Genomic DNA, 18,589 nt, shown 5'->3' on the forward strand with positions numbered 1-18,589 from the left:
GGCGATGAAGCGAATTTTCCTCTTCTTGCTTGGGTTGCTGGTTTTCCTGACGCCGCCAGCCCGCGCCCAGGAGCCCGTGGCGTTGCCGGCGGGCCGCGGCCTTACGCTCGACCAGATTATTGCCCTGGCCCTCGATAAATCGGCGGTGGGCCAGCAGGCGTTCACCACCCGCGAAACCATCTACTGGGCCTGGCGCGGCTACCAGGCCAACTACCGGCCGCAGCTGGGGCTGCAGGGCACGCTGCCCAACTTCAGCCGGGCCATTGCGCCGGTGGTGCAGCCCGACGGCACCACCAGCTTTCAGTCGGTGCGCATCAATAACTCCGATTTGGGCCTGACCCTGAGCCAGAACATTGGCCTCACCGGCGGGCAGGTGTTTGTGGGCTCGCAGGTGCAGCGGTTCGATGATTTCAATGGCTCGCTGCGCCGCTACAACAACCAGCCTTTCACGCTGGGCCTCACGCAGCCGCTGGGCCAGTTCAACGCCTTGCGCTGGGCCCGGCGCATCGAGCCGCTGCGCTACCAGGAAAGCCAGCGCCAGTACGTGGAAGAGCGCGAAACCATCGCCCAGCGCGTCACGGAACTGTATTTCGACGTGCTGTTGCAGCAGGTGAACGCCGAAGTGGCCCGCCAAAACGCCGAGGCCACGGCCGAGCTGCTGCGCATCGGGCAGGAGCGGTACCGGCTGGGCCGCCTCTCGCAAAGCGACCAGCTGCAGCTGGAGCTGAACCTGCTGAATGCCCAACAGGCTCAAACCCAAGCCCAGCTGAGCGCCGAAAATGCCACCGTCGAATTGCAGGGCTACACCGGGCTGGCCGAGGCGCCCGCGCTGGCGGTGCCCGCCCCGGCACCCCAGCCCGCCGTGGCGCCCGCCCTGGCCCTGGAGCAGGCCCGCCACAACCGCAGCGCCACACTGGCCTTCCGCCGCCGGCTGCTGCAGGCCGAGCGCGACGTGGCCCAGGCCCGCGGCACCACCGGCTTCCGGGCCACGCTCACGGCCAATACCGGCTACGTGAACCAGGCGGCCTCTTTCGGCGCTACCTACCTCAACCTGCAAAACCAGCAGCAGGTGGCTTTGGCCTTTTCGATGCCGCTGGTGGATTGGGGCCGCCAACGCTCCCTCATCAAAACCGCCGAATTGGCCCGCGACCAAGTGACGCACACCGTGGCCCAGGAAGAGCGCACCTTCGAGCAAACGGTGCTCACCCAGGCCCGGCAGTTTGCCGCGCTGGCCCAGCAGCTGCGCCTGGCCGGCCGGGCCGACTCCATTGCCCAGCGGCGCTACGACATTGCCCGCGCCACCTACCTGCTGGGCCGCATCAGCCTCACCGATTTGAGCCTGGCCTCGAACGCCAAAGACGGCGCCAAGCGCGACTACATTTTTGCTTTGCGCTCGTGCTGGGTGGCGCACTTCCGGCTGCGGGCCCTCACGCTGTATGACTTTGAGCGGCAGGCGCCCATTGTGGCCGCCCGCTGATGATTTAACCCTGTTTCACGCGCTTTTCTCACCTTTTTTCTCATGGAAAATCTGCTCGCCACCTCTTCCCACACCCGCTCGCAGCCGCTGAACGGCGCTACGGACGCCCTGCCCGTGCTTCGGCTCACCAACATCGAGAAGGTGTACCAAACCAAGACCATCGAAACGGTGGCGCTGAACCAGGTCAACCTCACCATCAACCGCGGCGAGTTTGTGTCGGTGATGGGGCCCAGCGGCTGCGGCAAGTCGACGCTGCTCAGCCTGATGGGCCTGCTTGACGAGCCCACGCGCGGCACGATTGAGGTAGACGGCCGCACCGTGCAGTCGTACTCCGACCGCGAACTGGCCAACCTGCGCAACCTGAAAATCGGCTTCGTATTTCAGAGCTACCACCTGATAAACGACCTTTCGGTGGTCGACAACGTGGAGGTGCCGCTGCTGTACCGCAAGGGCATGGGCGGCAAGGAGCGCCGCCAGCGCGCCCTCGACGCCCTCGACAAAGTGGGCCTGAGCGCCCGCACAGGGCACTTCCCCGGCCAGCTGTCGGGTGGGCAGCGGCAGCGGGTGGCCATTGCCCGGGCCCTGGCCGGCGGCCCCGAAATCATTCTGGCCGACGAGCCCACCGGCAACCTCGACTCGGTGATGGGCGAGGAAATCATGGACCTGCTGCTGGGCCTGAACCGGCAGGACGGCGTGACCATCGTGATGGTGACCCACGACGAGCAGCAGGCCCTGAAAACGCAGCGCGTGGTGCGCTTCTTCGATGGCAGCCAAGTGGGCTGATTCAGTTAACTGCTCACTGAAAACTGATAACCGGAAAGCCATGCTTCTCTCTTACCTCAAAATTGCCTGGAAGGTGCTCATGCGCCGCAAGTTCTTCACATTCATCAGCCTGTTTGGCGTGAGTTTCACGCTGATGATATTGCTGGTGGTAATGGCCATGTTCGACCACCTGGTGGGGCCGGGCGCGCCCGCGAAGCGCATCGACCGGATGCTGTTTGTGAACACCATCCGGCACGAGATGGTGGACAACCACGGCTGGATGAACATGCCGGCCAGCATTCATTTCGTGGACGACTACGTCCGGAAAATGAAAACGCCGGAACTGGTGGGTATCAGCTCGGGGATTTCCAACGCCACGGCCTTCACCAAGAGCAAGCTGCTGCCGCTGGACGTGGCCTACACCGACGGTAACTTTTGGCAAATCATGGACTTCGATTTCCTGGGTGGGCGAGCATTTAGCAAAGCCGAAGTGCAGCAGGCCCAGCGGGTGTGCGTAATCAACGAGGCCACGGCCCGCAGTTACTTCGGAAGCACTGACGTGGTGGGCCGGCCCATTGAAATTGACCTGAAGCGCTACCGGGTGGCGGGCGTAGTGCGCAACGTATCAGCCGCGCGCATCTACGCCTACGCCGACGTGTGGCTGCCCTACACCCTGAGCGCGAATTATTTCAAGGACAACCGCCTCAACGGCGAGTTTCTGCCGGTGTTGCTGGCCCCCTCGGCGGCGGCGGTGCCGGCCATGCGCGAGGAATACCGCCAGATGATGCGACGTGTGGAAATCCCGAATCCGAAGGAAGTGAAGGCCGTGTTTTCCTATGCCGACCCCATTCTAGCCTCCTTCACGCGGGCCCTGCTCAACCACCAAGACCAGACCGTGGACGACGACAACATCGGCGCCTTCTACCTAATTGTGGGCGGGCTGGCGCTGCTCTTCATGCTGCTGCCCGCCCTGAACCTGGTGAACCTGAACGTGACGCGCATTCTGGAACGCTCGGGCGAGATTGGGGTGCGCAAGGCCTTTGGGGCCACGGGCGGCAATCTGGTGGGGCAGTTTTTGGTGGAGAACGTGGTGCTGGCCTTGGTGGGCGGGCTGCTGGGGCTGGGGCTGGCCGCCGGCGCCCTCGCCCTGGTAAATGAAGCGCACCCCGTAGCCTACGCCCACTTCGTCCTCAGCTGGCGGGTGTTTGGCTGGGGTATGCTGCTCACGTTCATTTTCGGGCTGATGAGCGGCGTGTACCCGGCCTGGAAAATGTCGCGCCTGAACCCCGTGGCTGCTCTGCGCGGCAGCGGCGACCAGAAGTAACCTGCCAAACGGCGTGACGTGCTGTTTTTCTTCCTGCTAATTCCTCCTCCAACTCCCCATGCTCCGCCATCTCTTCACCCTCATCTGGAACCGCAAGCGGGCCAACCTGCTGCTGATTTCCGAAGTCTTTTTCTCCTTCGTGGTGCTGTTTGGGGTGGGCGCGGTGCTCATCACCGCGGCCAAAAACTACCTGGCCCCGCACGGCTTCAACTACGAGCAGGTGTGGCGGCTGGAGGTGCGCGCCGGCCAGAACCTGAAAATGCCCCGCGCCGAACTAGACGACGTGTTGCGTCAGGTGAAGGCCCTGCCCGGCGTGCGCACCGTGGCCCTGACCAGCGGCAACACACCGTTCATTTTCAACACCAACAACTCGGTGTTTGAGTACGAGGGCAAGAAGTCGCCGCAAGCCAACGTGTACGACGCCGACGACCATTACGGAGAGGCCATGCAGCTGCACCTGCGCGAAGGGCGCTGGTTTGCGCCATCCGACGACGGCAGCAACCACCGCCCCGTGGTCATCAGCCAGGACCTGCGCGAAAGCATGTTTGGCAACGGCCCGGCCCTAGGCAAAATATTCACCTGGGAAAACCCCGGCAAAGGACCAGCCAAACCCGAAGACGAATTTCTGGTGACGGGCGTGGTAGACGCCGTGCGCATGGAAAGCGACTTTTCGGCCGCCATTCCCTCGGTGTGGAAGCGCCTTATTCCCTACGACACCACCCACTGGGAAACGGCCAACGTGCTGGTGCGCGTGGCCCCCGGCTCGGGCGGCGAGCTGCAGGAGAAAATAGCCCGCACCGTGGCTGGCGTCACGCGCCAATGGACCAGCCAGGTTCGCGTGATGGACAACGAGCGCCTGCACCGCCGCCTCTACACGCTGGTGCCGGTGGTGGGGCTGTGTATCATGGGCCTGTTTCTCATCATCAACGTGGCGCTGGGGCTGTTTGGGGTGCTGTGGTACAACATCAGCCAGCGCCGGGCCGAGATTGGGCTACGGCGGGCCATGGGTGCCACGGGCGCGGGCATCGGCTGGCAGTTTCTGGGAGAGATGATGGTGGTCACCACGTTTGGTGTGCTGCTAGGCACCCTGCTGGCGGCGCAGTTTCCGCTGCTCAATGCTTTCGATTTGCCTGCTCAGCCTTACCTGCTGGCCATCGGGGCAGCGGCAGCCGCGGTCTATTTCATCACGGCGCTGTGCGCGTGGCAGCCCAGCCGGTTGGCGGCCGCCATTCAGCCGGCCGTGGCCCTGCGCGAGGAGTAGGCCGATGGCGGCCCCGGCGTTATTTTGCCGGTGGGCGGTAACGAACCGGCGCCGGCGCCGGTACCCGGGCAACCCCGGCCACCCGGCATGCATCTGGGGTATCAAAAGCCATTCTTTTCACTCACTCATTTCCCTTTTTCCGCATGAAAGCTCTCTCCACCTTCGCCCTGCTGTGGCTGCTCGCCTTCGCGCCCGCCTTTGCCCAAACCGCACCCGAAATTCGCACCGTGGCTGATTTTCATGCCCTCGAAGTTTCCGACGGGGTGCAGGTGACCGTGGCCTCGGGCACCACGCAGCGCGTGGAAGCCAGCGCCGACAACGCCGAGTTTCTGGACCGCCTCAAAACCGAAGTGCGCGACGGCGTGCTGAAAGTAAGCTTTGAACACAAGCTGAACGAGACGTGGAGCAAGGACAACCGCCCGCGCAACCTGCGCGTGAGCATTGTGGCCGGCCCCCTCACCGGCGTGGAGGCCAGCAGCGGCTCCCGGGTGACGGTGAAAAACGACTACGCCGTGAACAACTTCAAGCTGGACGTCTCGTCTGGTGCCGTTTTCACCGCGCCCACTTTGGCCGGCGTGGCCGTGCAGGCCCAGGTGAGCAGCGGCGGCGTGGCCACCCTCGGCGGCAAGGTGCAAAGCCTGAGCGTGCGCGCCTCCAGCGGCGGCGTGTTTAAGGGCCAAAACGTGCAGGCCGCCACCTGCGATGCCAAGGCCTCCAGCGGCGGCACCATCAGCGTGGCCGTGCAGGACAAGCTGATGGCCGATGCCTCCAGCGGCGGCGACGTGCGCTACGCCGGCTCGCCCCAGGTCACCAAGCACACCAGCAGCGGCGGCAGCGTGAAAGGGCGGTAGCATCCCGCCCGCCTGCCCGCCGCACTCACCTTTTTTCTGCATTATGTTTCTCATCGTCGACGACGACTTGGCCGTCCGCACGTCGCTCCGGCTGCTGCTGAAGCAGGCCGGCTACCCTGCTCAGGCCGTGGCCACGCCCGCCGAGGCCTTGGCCGTGGTGCGCGAAGCCCCGCCCACGCTGGTGCTCATGGACATGAACTTCTCGCTGGCCACCACCGGCGAAGACGGCCTGGCCCTGCTGCGCGATATGAAGCAGCTGGCCCCGCAGGTGCCCGTCATCCTCATCACCGGCTGGGGCTCCATCAGCCTGGCGGTGGAGGGCATGAAGGCCGGCGCGGCCGAGTTTGTGACCAAGCCCTGGCACAACGACGCCCTGCTCCAAACCATTCGGACGGTGCTCAGCCTGCACGACGCCCACCCGGCCGACGCCGGCAGCCCCAGCGCCAGCCGCCGCCAGCTCGACCGCCAGTACCGTTTCGCCGACATCATCGGGCAGGATGCGCAGCTGCTGCACGTGCTCCGCAACGTGGGCCAGGTAGCGCCCACCGATGCCTCGGTGCTGATTGAAGGCGAAAGCGGCACCGGCAAGGAGCTCATCGCCGAAGCCATTCACCGCAACAGCCAGCGTAAAAACCAGCCGTTTGTGAAGGTGAACCTCGGGGGCATTTCCAGCAGCTTGTTTGAAAGCGAGATGTTCGGCCACCGCCGCGGCGCCTTCACCGACGCCAAGGCCGACCGGGTGGGCCGCTTCGAGCTGGCCAACGGCGGCACCATCTTCCTCGACGAGATAGGGGAGCTGGAGCTGGCCAGCCAGGTGAAGCTGCTGCGCGTGCTGCAAGACCGCACCTACGAGGTGCTGGGCGACTCCAAGCCGCGCCGCCTCGACATCCGCGTCATTGCCGCCACCAACCGCAACCTGGCCGAGATGGTGCAGCAGGGCCGCTTCCGCGAAGACCTGTTCTACCGCATCAACTTGATTACGGTGCGCCTGCCGGCCCTGCGCGAGCGGGCCGCCGACATTCCGCTGCTGGCCCAGCACTTCGTGGACCAATTGCGCGCCACCTACCACCGCCCGGCCCTGAAGGTGGGCGCCCGCGCCATGCACTGGCTGCGCGAGCAGCTCCTGCCCGGCAACATCCGCGAGCTGAAAAACCTGGTGGAGCGCGCCGTGCTCGTGAGCGGCAAAGACGAGCTGGGCCCCGAAGACTTCCAGGCCAACGCCCAGCGGCTGCCCGCCCGCGCGCCCGCGCCCGGTGAGCTGCCCACCCCCGGCACCATGACCCTGGACGAGCTGGAAGCCCAGATGATACGCCAGAGCCTGGCGCATTACGACGGCAACATCAGCCGCGTGGCCAAGGCATTGGGCCTGAGCCGGGGCGCGCTGTACCGGCGGTTTGAGAAGCACGGCATTCCGTTCGACGAGTAGGGCGTCATTCTGCTGGGCGCCTCACCCCCCGGCCCCCTCTCCGAAGGGGAATGCGACAAACCATTCTTCGGGGGAGCCACGGCGGCCCGATTACTGCGCACTGGCTAGAGTTATCGAACGCACCCCCTCTCCCTGAGAGAGGGGGCTGGGGGGTGAGGCGTCAAGTCAGAACGAGCCAAGCGAGATGTCTCGGCTGCGCTCAGCATGACGTTCTTTTATTTGTCGTCCTGCCCCCCCGCAACCCATGACGCTCCGCACCCAATTCCTTCTTTTCGTCACCATCATTCACGCCGTGCTCATTGCGCTGGCGGCCCAGCTGCGCACCACCAATCCGACGCTCTTCGTGGCTTCGGAGGCGCTGCTGCTGGCGAGCATCTACCTCACGGTGCGGCTCTACCGGGGATTTGTGCGGCCGTTTCAGCTCATCGCGGCGGGCACGGCGGCCATCCAGGCCAAGGACTTCTCGATGAAGTTTGTGCCGGTGGGCCAGCGCGAGATGGACCAGCTCATCGACGTGTACAACCACATGATTGACGAGCTGCGGCAGGAGCGCGTGAGCCAGCACGAAAAGAGCTTTTTGCTGGAGCGGCTCATCGAGGCCTCGCCGGCCGGCGTGCTCATTCTAGACTTTGAAGGCCGCATTGACAGCGTGAACAGCGCCGCCGAACGCTTTCTCGGGCAGCCGGCCCAGGCGCTGCTGGGCCAGCTGCCCGCCGCGCTGCCGGGCGCCTGGGGCCCGGCCCTGGCCAACCTCACCGAAAAGCAGCCGCAGAGCCTGCGCCTCTCGGGCCTGCAAACCTACCGGGCCCACGCCGCACACTTCTTCGACCGGGGCTTCACGCGGCGCTTCATTCTGCTCGAAGAGCTGACTCAGGAGTTGATTCAGCAGGAAAAACAGTCCTACGGCAAGCTGATTCGGATGATGTCGCACGAAATCAACAATTCCATCGGCGCCATCAACTCCATCCTGCACAGCTTCGAGCACTACCGCCCGCAGCTCGACCCCGCCGACCAGCCCGATTTCGCGCAGGCCCTCGACGTCAGCATCGCCCGCAACACCCAGCTGGCCAACTTCATTGCCAACTTTGCCCGACTGGTGCGGCTGCCCGCCCCCGTGCCCCAGCCCACCGACGTGCACGCCCTCCTACGTGGCATTTGCCGGCTGTTGCAGCCCCAGAGCGAAGAGCGGCACATCCGGTGGCACCTCGACATTTCGGAAACACCGCTGCTGCTGCGCTTCGATGCCCAGCAGCTGGAGCAAGCCCTCCTAAACATCGCCAAAAATGCCCTCGAAGCCATTGGCCACGACGGCAACATCTGGGTGCGCACCACCGCGCAGCCGCCCACCGTCACCATCGAAAACGACGGACCGGGCCTGACGCCCGAAATCAGCCAGCGCCTGTTTACGCCTTTTTTCAGCACCAAGCGCGACGGCCAGGGCATTGGCCTGACGTTGGTGCGCGACATTCTGCTGGCGCACGGGTTCCGGTTTCAACTCACTACCCAAAAAGACCAACGCACGGCATTTTTTATCGAAATGACCTCTTGAGAAGGGGGCATATTTCCATTAAACTTACATTTACAGGAAAAGTGACCTAAAAATTTAGGGTGCATTTGTAAATGATGTTGCATAACTTCGTGGAATAGCCCATCATCTGCTCCCTGTTATGACTCGCAAGCAATACCTGGCCACTGCCTGCCTCGGCTTTATCCTTCTATTGGCCGGAGTCGCAGCCTTTCTGCCCCAAAGCCACCCCGAAGCCGCTGCCGACGCCTTCAATCCCGCCGACTTGGCGTGGATGCTTTCGGCCTCCGGCCTCGTGCTGCTGATGACGCCGGGGCTGGCGTTTTTCTACGGCGGCATGGTGAGCAAGCGCAACGTCATTTCCACCATGCTGCAGAGCTTCATCGCGCTGGGCGTGATTTCGATACTGTGGTACGTGGTGGGCTTTTCGCTGGCGTTTGGCGACAGCATCGGGGGCGTGATTGGCAACCCGCTCACGTTCTTCATGTTCAACAACGTGGGCACGGCCCCGCACCCGCGCCTGGCCTCCAACCTGCCGCTGGTGCTATTTGCGGCCTTTCAGCTCAAGTTTGCCATCATCACGCCGGCCCTCATCAGCGGTGCCTTCGCTGAGCGGATTCGTTTCTGGGGCTACCTGCTGTTCATGTGCCTGTTCAGCCTGTGCATCTACTGCCCGCTGGCCCACTGGACCTGGCACCCCGACGGCTTCCTGTTTAAGTGGGGCATACTAGACTTTGCAGGGGGCACGGTGGTGCACATCTCGGCCGGGTTTGCGGCGCTGGCGGGCGCGCTGGCCCTGGGCCGTCGCCGCACCCACCTCGAAGGCCACACCCACGTGCCGCCCAACGTGCCGTTCATTCTCATCGGCACGGGTTTGCTGTGGTTTGGCTGGTTTGGCTTCAATGCCGGTTCGGCGCTGGCGGCCAACGCCACGGCGGTGCAGGCCTTTATGACCACGCACTTGGCTTCGGCCGCCGCCATGCTCACTTGGATGATGATTGAAGCCGTGCGCGGACAGCGGCCGTCGGCGGCGGGCGCGGCCATTGGCGCGGTGGTGGGCCTGGTGGCCATCACGCCGGCGGCGGGCTACATTAGCTACGGTCCGGCGCTGTTTATTGGCGTGGTGGCGGCCGCCATCAGCGCCGGCGCTGTCGATTTGAAAAACAAAACTACCCTGGACGATACTCTCGACGTGTTTCCCTGCCACGGCGTGGGCGGCATCGTGGGCATGATTCTCACGGCCGTGTTTGCCAAGAACGGCGGCCTGGCCACCACCGGCGAATGGACGCTGCTGCTGCGCCACCTCGGGGCACTGGCCTTCATCTCCGTCTTCACTTTCGGCGGCTCCTACCTGCTCTACAAGTTCACCAACCTGCTCATTCCCATTCGGGTGAATGCCCGCCACGAAGCCGACGGCCTCGACATGAGCCAGCACGGCGAAACCGTGCTGCCCATCGTGCCCGAGGCCGTGCCCGAAAGCGAGCTGCGCTACGTGGTACGGGCCTCGTAGCGACGTCATAAATAATCAGCACGTCATGCTGAGCGCAGTCGAAGCATCTCTACCGGGAAAGTAATTATTTACTCCTGCACGCGAGATGCTTCGACTGCGCTCAGCATGACGTGCTGATATAAATGCGTCACGTCCCCAGCACAAACACCGTCGGAATCTTGTGCAGCTCCGGCGCTGGCAGGCGCTTCCAATCCGAGACGGTTAACGTCTTGATGAACTCCCCGGCGCCCGTCACGTCGGCCGCCACGCACAGGCGGGTGCCCGGCTGCAGGTGCGCCAGCAAATCGGCAAACAAAGCCCCGTTGCGGTAGGGCGTTTCGATGAACAGCTGCGACTGCTGCCGTTGCTGGGCCTCCTTCTCCAGGGCTTTGATGGATGCCACGCGCGGCGCCTTCTCGATGGGCAAATACCCGTGAAAGGCAAACTGCTGCCCGTTCAGCCCCGAGGCCATGAGCGCCAGCAGCAGCGACGACGGCCCCACCAGCGGCACCACCCGCAGGCCCAGCCGGTGGGCCTCGCGCACCAGCGCCGCGCCCGGGTCGGCAATGCCGGGGCAGCCGGCTTCACTCAGAATACCCCCGTCGAGGCCTTCTTTCACCAGCGGCACCAGCGCGGCGCGCACCTCGGCGTCGGTGCTGTCTTTGTCGATGACGGTGAAGCGAATGTCCTCAATCACGCGGTGCGGGGCCACACTTTTCACGAAGCGGCGGGCCGTGCGGGCGTTTTCCGCCAGAAAGTAGGGGAGGGCGGCCACGGCGGCCACCACCTGCGGCGGCAGCACCTGCGGGGCCGTGTCGTCGGCCAGGGGCGTGGGGAGAAGGTACAGCGTGGCGGGCATGGGCGCGGGGAATAAGCCGCAAAGGAACGGCACAGCCGCGGGTGGGGTCAGCGCTGGGCCACAAAGCCCCGGTTATTGCAGCGCAAACGCCCGCACCAACCCAAACACTTCCTCCGGTTTTTCGGCGTGCACCCAGTGGCCGGCGTCCACCACGGTGGCCACTTCGGAGTTGGGAAACAGGGCCGGAATGCCGTGCAGCTTGTCCTCGGCGGTGATGTAGTCGGACTTGCCGCCCCGGATGAACAGGGCCGGCTTCAGAAACGGGGCCGCTGCCGTGGTGGCCTCGCCAATGGCCGCCAGCTGCGCCGCCAGTACCGGCAGGTTGATGCGCCAGGCAAAAGTGTTGTCTTCGGTGCGGTACAGGTTTTTGAGCAGAAACTGCCGGGTGCCCACGTTGGGCACGTGCTTGGCCAGGGCAGCGTCGGCTTCCTGGCGGTTGGTGCAGGTGGTGAAATCCACGGATTGCAGGCCGGCCAGGATGTCGTCCTGATGCTCCATGTCGGAAAAGCGCGGGGCAATGTCGACCACGATGAGGCGGGCCAGCCGCTCGGGGTGGTCCAGGGCCAGGCGCATGGCCACTTTGCCGCCCATGCTGTGGCCCATCAGCGTCACGTCGGGGCCGAGCTGCAGGTGGTCGAACAGGGCCAGCACGTCTTCGGCCATCAGGGCGTAGCTGTGTTCGGGGCTGTGGAAGGAGCGGCCGTGGTTGCGCAAGTCCACGCTCACCACGCGCAGGCCGGCTTCGGTGGCCCAGCGGCGGGCCAGGCTCTGCCAGTTGTCTAGGGTGCCAAACAGGCCGTGGAGGATGACCAGGGGCCGGCCCTGGCCTTGGTCGAGGTGATGAAGCAAAGGCATGAGGCAAAAATAGCGACAGGCTCCCCGGCCGAGCCGAAGAGCATGTCGTATTAGGGCACACGGCCCCGCTTATGCCGTGGCGGGTGCGCCTGCCGCGGCGCCCTCAAACGCCGGCGCAAACACCGTTTGGGCGAATTCCTCCAGCGTGGTGGGCGTGGTGGTTTCGGCCGTGCGCGGGCCCTTGGTCATCGATTTTTCTTCGTTTATGTGCTGAGTCATCTCAATGTAGAGGTCGGCCATGTTTTCGCTCAGGCCGGCGCCCACCATGCCCTGCCGGGCATCGGCATAAGGAAACGGCACGTAAGGCAGCTCCGGCCGGCCAATGGCCCGGCCCAGAATGGCCGTGGCCTCGGCCATGGAGTAGTCGCGCGGGCCCAGCAGGTAGTGCACGGTGTGGCCTTCCAGCGCCGGGCCGCTCAGCAGCTCGGCGGCTTTGGCGGCAATGTCGCGGGTGGCCACCATGGGGAAGGCCACGTCGGGCCGCGTGGCCGAGCCGATGATGCCCATGTGCTGCACCATGCCCACGTTGGCCAGCAGGTTTTCCATGAAATACGCCGGGCGCAGGTGCGCCACCGCCAAGCCCTCAATGGCATTGAGGCGGGCTTCCTGGTGGTGCAGGCCCACCACGGGGCCGGTGCCGGTGGGCTGCTCGGCCCCGATGCTGCTCAGGTGCACCACGTGGCGCACGCCGGCGTCGCGCACGGCCTGGGCGATGGCCTCGCCGATTTGCTGCATGTGGGCCAGCACGTCGGGCACTGTGGGGCTGGGCGGAATCATGAGGAAGGCGGCGTCGGCACCGCGCAGGGCATCGGTGAGGAAGGCCGCGTCGTGGGCATCGCCGGCTTTGGTGGTGGCGCCTGCTTGTTGCAGCGCGTCGAGGCGGGCGCTGGGACGGGCCACGGCCGTGACCTGGTGCCCCTGGCCCAGCAGGTGGTGAACGAGGGCGGTGCCAATGTTGCCGGTGGCGCCTAATACGGTGATTTTCTTAGCCATGAGTCGGAGTAGTGATGCCGGGACCCTGTTGCCCGCTGGCCATGCAAAGGTGAATGTGTAACTTTACTTTTCGCAAGTACCTACTAAAAAGTAGGGTACTTACCTGATAGAAAGAATCGTTGACAATCAGAAAAATAATTTTATGAGCAAGCCCACCAAACAACAACAGGCCGAGGCGTATTGGCTGGCCTCATCTACCCGAAATGACTTGGTGTGCCCGGTGCGCACCACGCTCAACGTGTTGGGTGGCAAGTGGAAGCTGCTCATTCTGTCGTACTTGCTCGACGAGCCGCGGCGCTACGGCGAGCTCCGCCGGCTGATGCCCGAAATCACGGAGAAGATGCTCATTCAGCAGCTGCGCGAGATGGAAACCGACGGCCTTGTGGCGCGCACCGTGCACCAGACCGTGCCGCCACGCGTCGACTACAGCCTCACGGCGCAGGGCCAGCGCGTGCGGCCCATGTTTGCCGAGCTGCTGGGCTGGGGCCTGCAGTACTTAGACCGCAGCGCTGCCGCTGAGGCACCGGCCGGCGCCGGGCAAGGCTAGAACCGCCCGACAACCAGCAGGCTGGCTTCATGCTTCCTACAGACGCAACGGTCTAGGTTTGACGTTTTCATCCCGGGCGGCTTCGGTTGGCCCTTGTTGTTTTCGTCTTCTGAAACAGTTCCTGCCTCTGCTCGCGGGGGCGCTGCTCCTGGTGGGGCCGGCCCGCGCCCAGGTCACGCCGCCCGGCGGGGCCACGCCGGTTACGCCCCCCAACGCCGCATCGGCCCAGGAGCCCGCCCACCAGCCCAACGACGCCCCCGACCAGCCGCGCAACTGGAGCCTGCACTTCCAGCAAACGCTCATCGACCAGTGGCACAACGACCTGCGCACGCCGTATGCGGGCGACTACAGCCTGGCCGACCGCGAATCGGCGAAGCTGTCGTTCACCTCCACGCTGTTCATCGGGCGGCGGCTGTGGAAAGGCGCGGCCGTGTATTTCAACCCCGAGGTGGCCGGTGGCAGCGGCCTGAGCAGTGCCCGCGGCATTGCGGGCTTCACCAACGGCGAAACTTTCCGCATCGGCGTGGCCGACCCCGTGCTGTACCTGGCCCGCCTCTACCTGCGCCAGACCATTGCCCTGGGCCCGGGCACTGATGCCGACGAAGACGACCTCAACCAGCTGGCCGGGCCCCGGCCCACGCGCTACCTCGCCTTCAATGTGGGCAAGTTCAGCGTGGCCGATTTCTTCGACCAGAACAGCTACTCGCACGACCCCCGCACGCAGTTCCTGAACTGGGGCCTGATGAGTGCCGGCGGCTGGGACTACGCCGCCAACACCCGCGGCTACACCGTGGGCGGCGTGGTGGAGTACGTGACGCCCGCCTTTGCCCTGCGTGTGGGCTCGACGCTGGAGCCTACTTATGCCAACGGCCCCACGCTGGACTTTCATTACCGCACCGCCCACGCCGAAACCGTGGAGCTCACCAAAAGCTACCGCCTGGGTGGCCGCCAGGGCACGCTGCGCCTGCTGGGCTTTCGCAACGTGGCGGCCATGGGCGACTACCGCGCCGCCACCGCGGCCAACCCGCGCCTGCACGCCGACACCTCGGCCGTGGCCCTGTTTCGGGCACCGGGCCGCACCAAAACCGGCTTTGCGCTCAACGCCGAGCAGGAACTGACCAAGAACGTGGGCCTTTTTGCCCGCGTGAGCTACAACGACGGCCGCTACGAAACCTGGGCTTTCACCGAAATCGACCACAGCGCCAGCCTGGGGCTGGTGAGCACCGGCGCCCGCTGGCAGCGGCCCGACGACCGCCTCGGGGCTGCCGTGGTGGTGAACGGCCTCAGCCCTGAGCACCGGGCCTATCTGGCGGCCGGCGGCTACGGCTTCATCGTGGGCGACGGCGCCCTGAACTACGGCCTCGAAAGCATTGGCGAGGTGTATTACAGCCTCAGCCTGCCGCGCTACCACGCCTCCATCAGCCCCGATTACCAACTCGTTATCAACCCCGGCTACAACCGCGACCGCAGCGGGCCGGTGCACGTGGCGGCGGTGCGGCTGCACGTCGAGTTTTAGGGGCGGGAAGTGGCCCTGCGTGTAAAATTCGGGCATCTGGACGGTTGGGGCCGGCCGCCGCGGGCCGGGGGCCGTACCTTTGTGCCCGCCGCAAGGCGCGTTTGCGTTTCCCCATCCAACCCCAGTCCGTGTACCTTCATCATGTGGCGTCCTACCTTCCGGAGGCCGTCGTCACCAATGCTCACTTCACCCGCCTGAATGGCCTGGCCAGCGAGTGGATAATTGAGCGAACCGGCATCCAGGAGCGGCGCAAAGCGGCCCCCGGCGAAAATGCCAACACCATGGCCATTGCGGCCACCCGCGCGGCTTTCGCCGCCGCCCCCGCCTTTGCTGCCGCTAGCGTCGACCTTATTGTGGTGGGTACCTACACGCCGCACGACACCATTTTCACGGCCGCCCACGCCGTGCAGCGGGATTTGGACGTGAACGAAATCCCCACGGTGAGCATCTCCTCGGCCTGCTCGTCGCTGCTGAATGCGGTGGAAATTGTGGAGGGTTATTTTGCCATGGGCAAGGCCACCCGCGCCGTAGTGGTCGTCACGGAGCACAACACCGCCTACAACAACGAGGAAGACACCATGGCCGGCCACCTCTGGGGCGACGGCGCGGCGGCCCTGCTCATCAGCAAGGAGCGCCTCGCGCCCGGCGACCTGCGCATTGCCGAGGTCATCACCGGCGGCGCGGCGCCCGTGAGCAAAGCCGACGAGTCGGTGACCCTGAAGCCCGTGGAGCGCGGCATCGTGATGCCGTTTGGCCGCGACGTGTTCCAGCAGGCCTGCATCTACATGGCCAAGGTGACCCAGCAGCTGCTCGACAAGCACGCCATTGCCATCGACCAGCTCACCTACCTGATTCCGCACCAGGCCAACCTGCGCATCTCCAAGAACGTGACCAAGCAGCTCGGCCTCGACCCCGCCCGCGCCGTGAGCAACATCGAGCGCCTCGGCAACACGGGCTGCGCCGGCGCCGCCATCGGCCTGGCCGAAGTGTGGGACACGCTGAAAGGCGGCGACAAGGTGATTATCACCGTGTTCGGCGGCGGCTATTCCTACGGCGCTATGCTGCTGGAGAAATAGAACCTCATGCTGCCGCCGCCCGACGCTTTTTTGCCCGAAATCACTTTCCAAACCAGCCGCAGCAGCGGGCCGGGCGGGCAGAACGTGAACAAGGTGGAATCGCGCGTGGAACTGCGCTTTCCGCTGCGCGAGTCGCAGGTGCTGACCGAGGCGCAGAAGGAGCTGATTCTGGAAAAGATTGGCAACCAGCTCACCGCTGAGGGCCTGCTCCTCGTCACGGCCCAGGACGACCGCAGCCAGCTGCGCAACAAGGAAATTGCGCTGACCCGTTTCCACGAGCTGCTGCTCCGAAGCCTGCGGCGGCCCAAGCCCCGCAAGGCCACCAAGCCCAGCAAAGCCGCCGTGCGCAAGCGCCTGGAGGGCAAAAAGCTGCACAGCGACAAGAAAGCCAACCGCCGCAAGCTGGACTAGCGGCGCGGGCCGCTTCTAGGCTGCACAAAAGCCCCCGTGCCATGGGCACGGGGGCTTTTTTCTGGTTGCCAGTTGATGGAGTGGCGGCTACTTCACCCCGTCGAGGGCGAGGTGGTTGCTGAGGGTGGTGCCGGAGCAGGTGTATTCGGCCGTCGGGGCGGCGCCTTTGGTGTAGGTAAAGGCTTGGGTGGCTTGGTTGTCGGTGCCCCACATCACCCAGATTTTCATCCAGGTGGTGGCGCCGTCGGGCACGCCCAGGTCGCCGGGCGAGGTGGTGTAGGACTGGCCCAGCAGCTCGTTGCTGGTTTGGGCCGACGACTGCAGCTGGCCGTTGTCGTCGAGGTACACAAATTCGGTGCGGCAAACGTAGCCGCCTTGCTGGTTGAGTTTGAACTGCCCTACTTGTTGGAGTGCCATGGGGGTAGTAGAAAAAAGATGGGTGCGCCTACTCTGGGTCAAGGCTTTTCGGCAACCGCCTGGTGTCTCACTGAAGCTTCGTTTGACAGTACAAAGAGACAGCCCGGACGCCCGGCGTATAAGCGCACAACTACTTGATTTTCACAACCCGCTATTCTACGTGATTCTGCCCCGTGTTTTTACGGGAGCGGTTATTACCTGCCTGCGCCGCCTGGGTTCCAGCACGCGGAGCCCGTCGGCTTTTCGAGCCGCAGAAAGTGCTACCCATCCTTTTGCCCATTGCTGCCTTACAGCAGCGTGCCCCGCAGCAGCAGCAGGGCCACCGAGAAGTAGATAATCAAGCCCGTGACGTCGACCAGCGTAGCCACGAAAGGTGCCGACGACGTGGCCGGGTCCAGGCCCAGCCGCTTGAGCAGCAGCGGCAGCATGGAGCCCGCCAATGAGCCCCACAGCACAATGCCCACCAGCGCCACGCCCACCGTGAGGGCCACCAGCACCCAATGCTCGCCGTAAATTGGCGTGATGCTTTGCCAGATGGCAATGCGCCCGAAGCCCACCAGTCCGAGAATCAACCCCAGGGCTAAGCCTGTGACGATTTCGCGCCGCAGCACCCGCCACCACTCGCCCAGCGTGAACTCGCCCAGCGCCATGGCCCGGATGATGAGCGACGTGGCCTGCGAGCCCGAGTTGCCTCCCGAGCTGATAATCAGAGGAACAAATTGCACGAGCACGATGGCCTTTTGCAGCTCGCCCTCAAAGAATTGCATGGCCGAGGCCGTGAGCAACTCGCCCAGAAACAGGATAACCAGCCAGCCGGCCCGCTTCTGCACCAGCCGCAGCAGGGGCATGGTGAGGTAGGGCTCGTCGAGGGCTTCGGAGCCGCCGAACTTCTGGATGTCTTCGGTGTCTTCTTCCTCCCGAATGCTCAGGATGTCGTCGATGGTCACGATGCCGAGCAGAATGCCCTGGTCCGACACCACGGGCAGGGCGTTGCGGTCGTTGCGCCGGAAAATATCGATGGCTTCTTCCTGGTCCTGGTTGGCCACGAGGCTCACGTAGCGGCGGTCCATGAGGTCGCGCACCCGCGCCGTGGGCGCCGTGAGCAGAAACTCCCGAATGCGGATGTCGTCGATGAGTACGCCGTGGGCATCGGTCACGTAGAGCATGCTCAGCGTTTCGGACTGCCCGCCGTGCTGCCGGATGTAGTCGAGCACCTGCTGCACCGTCCAGTTCTCGCGAATGGCGATGTAATCGGGCGTCATCAGGCGGCCCACCGAGTATTCGGGGTAGCCCAGCAGCTGCAGCGTCACCTTGCGCTCTTCCTCCGAGAGGCTCTGCACCAGCTCGGCCACGAAGTTGGCGGGCAGGAATTCGAGCAGGGCCGTGCGGTCGTCCGGCGACATCTCGTTGAGGATGTCGGCCATCTTGTCCTGGGCCAGGTTTTCCAGAAAGTGCTTCTGCACCTCCAGGTCGAGGTATTCGAACACCTCGGTGGCCAGCTTCAGGGGCAGCAGCCGGAAAATGATGAGTTGTTCCCGTTCTTCCTCCTCCTCAATGAGGGATACCAGCTCCGACGGCTGAAAGTCGCGGAGTACTTGCTTAAGCTTAAAAAACTCGCCCTCCTGAATCAGGGACGTGATGGTTTCCACGGTCTGCGGCTGCATGAAAAGAGGGGCGGAGGTGCTTCGCTAGGCAAGCGGGGTTGGGGAACGGAAAATTGCGGTGCAAAAGTAGCGCGAAGCCGGCGGTAAATGGCCGACCGAACCAAAGTTGACGGCGATAAAAAGCGCGCCCGGTTCC

17 protein-coding genes are annotated in these 18,589 nt (G+C 64.5%); 12 read left to right on the forward strand and 5 right to left on the reverse strand.

Annotation, left to right across the window (positions count from 1 at the left end; all coding sequences use genetic code 11):
• Positions 1–4: 4 nt before the first annotated feature.
• From IC234_RS16305 to IC234_RS16340, 8 genes are all read left to right on the forward strand, one after another.
• Positions 5–1,477: a TolC family protein gene (locus tag IC234_RS16305; protein WP_190926629.1), complete on the forward strand. Its 1,473-nt coding sequence runs from the start codon at positions 5–7 to the stop codon at positions 1,475–1,477.
• A 114-nt stretch (positions 1,478–1,591) separates the two neighbouring features.
• Complete coding sequence (locus IC234_RS16310; protein ID WP_190927150.1) at positions 1,592–2,260, forward strand: ABC transporter ATP-binding protein; 669 nt, start codon at positions 1,592–1,594, stop codon at positions 2,258–2,260.
• A gap of 40 nt (positions 2,261–2,300) precedes the next feature.
• Positions 2,301–3,563 (forward strand): ABC transporter permease, encoded by a 1,263-nt coding sequence (locus IC234_RS16315; RefSeq protein ID WP_190926632.1) that lies wholly within the window; start codon positions 2,301–2,303, stop codon positions 3,561–3,563.
• Positions 3,564–3,621: 58 nt separating this feature from the next.
• Positions 3,622–4,824 carry an ABC transporter permease gene (locus tag IC234_RS16320; RefSeq protein WP_190926634.1) on the forward strand — a complete coding sequence of 401 codons (1,203 nt, stop codon included), beginning with the start codon at positions 3,622–3,624 and terminating at the stop codon, positions 4,822–4,824.
• Positions 4,825–4,967: 143 nt separating this feature from the next.
• Entirely contained in the window at positions 4,968–5,675 is a 708-nt protein-coding gene (locus tag IC234_RS16325) for a head GIN domain-containing protein (protein WP_190926636.1), read from the forward strand.
• 43 nt (positions 5,676–5,718) lie between these two features.
• Entirely contained in the window at positions 5,719–7,101 is a 1,383-nt protein-coding gene (locus tag IC234_RS16330) for a sigma-54-dependent transcriptional regulator (RefSeq protein WP_190926638.1), read from the forward strand.
• 244 nt (positions 7,102–7,345) lie between these two features.
• Positions 7,346–8,650: a sensor histidine kinase gene (locus IC234_RS16335; RefSeq protein ID WP_190926640.1), complete on the forward strand. Its 1,305-nt coding sequence runs from the start codon at positions 7,346–7,348 to the stop codon at positions 8,648–8,650.
• Positions 8,651–8,768: 118 nt separating this feature from the next.
• Complete coding sequence (locus tag IC234_RS16340) at positions 8,769–10,136, forward strand: ammonium transporter (RefSeq protein WP_190926642.1); 1,368 nt, start codon at positions 8,769–8,771, stop codon at positions 10,134–10,136.
• Positions 10,137–10,263: 127 nt separating this feature from the next.
• Here IC234_RS16340 and IC234_RS16345 read toward each other — a convergent pair whose 3' ends face one another.
• From IC234_RS16345 to IC234_RS16355, 3 genes are all read right to left on the reverse strand, one after another.
• On the reverse strand, positions 10,264–10,974 hold the full coding sequence (locus tag IC234_RS16345) for an SAM-dependent methyltransferase (protein WP_190926644.1): 711 nt from the start codon (positions 10,972–10,974) through the stop codon (positions 10,264–10,266).
• A 72-nt stretch (positions 10,975–11,046) separates the two neighbouring features.
• A complete protein-coding gene (locus IC234_RS16350; protein WP_190926646.1) occupies positions 11,047–11,829 on the reverse strand; it encodes an alpha/beta fold hydrolase in 783 nt (260 codons plus the stop codon).
• A 69-nt stretch (positions 11,830–11,898) separates the two neighbouring features.
• Positions 11,899–12,822: an NmrA family NAD(P)-binding protein gene (locus tag IC234_RS16355; protein WP_190926649.1), complete on the reverse strand. Its 924-nt coding sequence runs from the start codon at positions 12,820–12,822 to the stop codon at positions 11,899–11,901.
• Between the two features lie 142 nt (positions 12,823–12,964).
• On the opposite strand from IC234_RS16355, the gene IC234_RS16360 reads away from it, so the two are divergent.
• From IC234_RS16360 to arfB, 4 genes are all read left to right on the forward strand, one after another.
• On the forward strand, positions 12,965–13,369 hold the full coding sequence (locus IC234_RS16360) for a winged helix-turn-helix transcriptional regulator (protein WP_190926651.1): 405 nt from the start codon (positions 12,965–12,967) through the stop codon (positions 13,367–13,369).
• Between the two features lie 58 nt (positions 13,370–13,427).
• Positions 13,428–14,885 (forward strand): carbohydrate porin, encoded by a 1,458-nt coding sequence (locus IC234_RS16365; protein ID WP_223827725.1) that lies wholly within the window; start codon positions 13,428–13,430, stop codon positions 14,883–14,885.
• A gap of 128 nt (positions 14,886–15,013) precedes the next feature.
• A complete protein-coding gene (locus IC234_RS16370) occupies positions 15,014–15,961 on the forward strand; it encodes a 3-oxoacyl-ACP synthase III family protein (protein WP_190926655.1) in 948 nt (315 codons plus the stop codon).
• A 30-nt stretch (positions 15,962–15,991) separates the two neighbouring features.
• Positions 15,992–16,372, forward strand: coding sequence for an alternative ribosome rescue aminoacyl-tRNA hydrolase ArfB (arfB, locus tag IC234_RS16375; protein WP_223827727.1), 381 nt, complete (start codon positions 15,992–15,994; stop codon positions 16,370–16,372).
• A gap of 87 nt (positions 16,373–16,459) precedes the next feature.
• Here the strand turns inward: arfB and IC234_RS16380 are convergent, their stop codons facing one another.
• Both IC234_RS16380 and mgtE read right to left on the reverse strand, forming a co-directional pair.
• On the reverse strand, positions 16,460–16,789 hold the full coding sequence (locus IC234_RS16380) for a hypothetical protein (RefSeq protein WP_190926660.1): 330 nt from the start codon (positions 16,787–16,789) through the stop codon (positions 16,460–16,462).
• A 287-nt stretch (positions 16,790–17,076) separates the two neighbouring features.
• Complete coding sequence (mgtE, locus tag IC234_RS16385) at positions 17,077–18,453, reverse strand: magnesium transporter (RefSeq protein WP_190926661.1); 1,377 nt, start codon at positions 18,451–18,453, stop codon at positions 17,077–17,079.
• Between the last annotated feature and the right edge of the window lie 136 nt (positions 18,454–18,589).

The sequence above is a fragment of the Hymenobacter armeniacus genome (assembly GCF_014699055.1).
Lineage (GTDB): Bacteria > Bacteroidota > Bacteroidia > Cytophagales > Hymenobacteraceae > Hymenobacter > Hymenobacter armeniacus.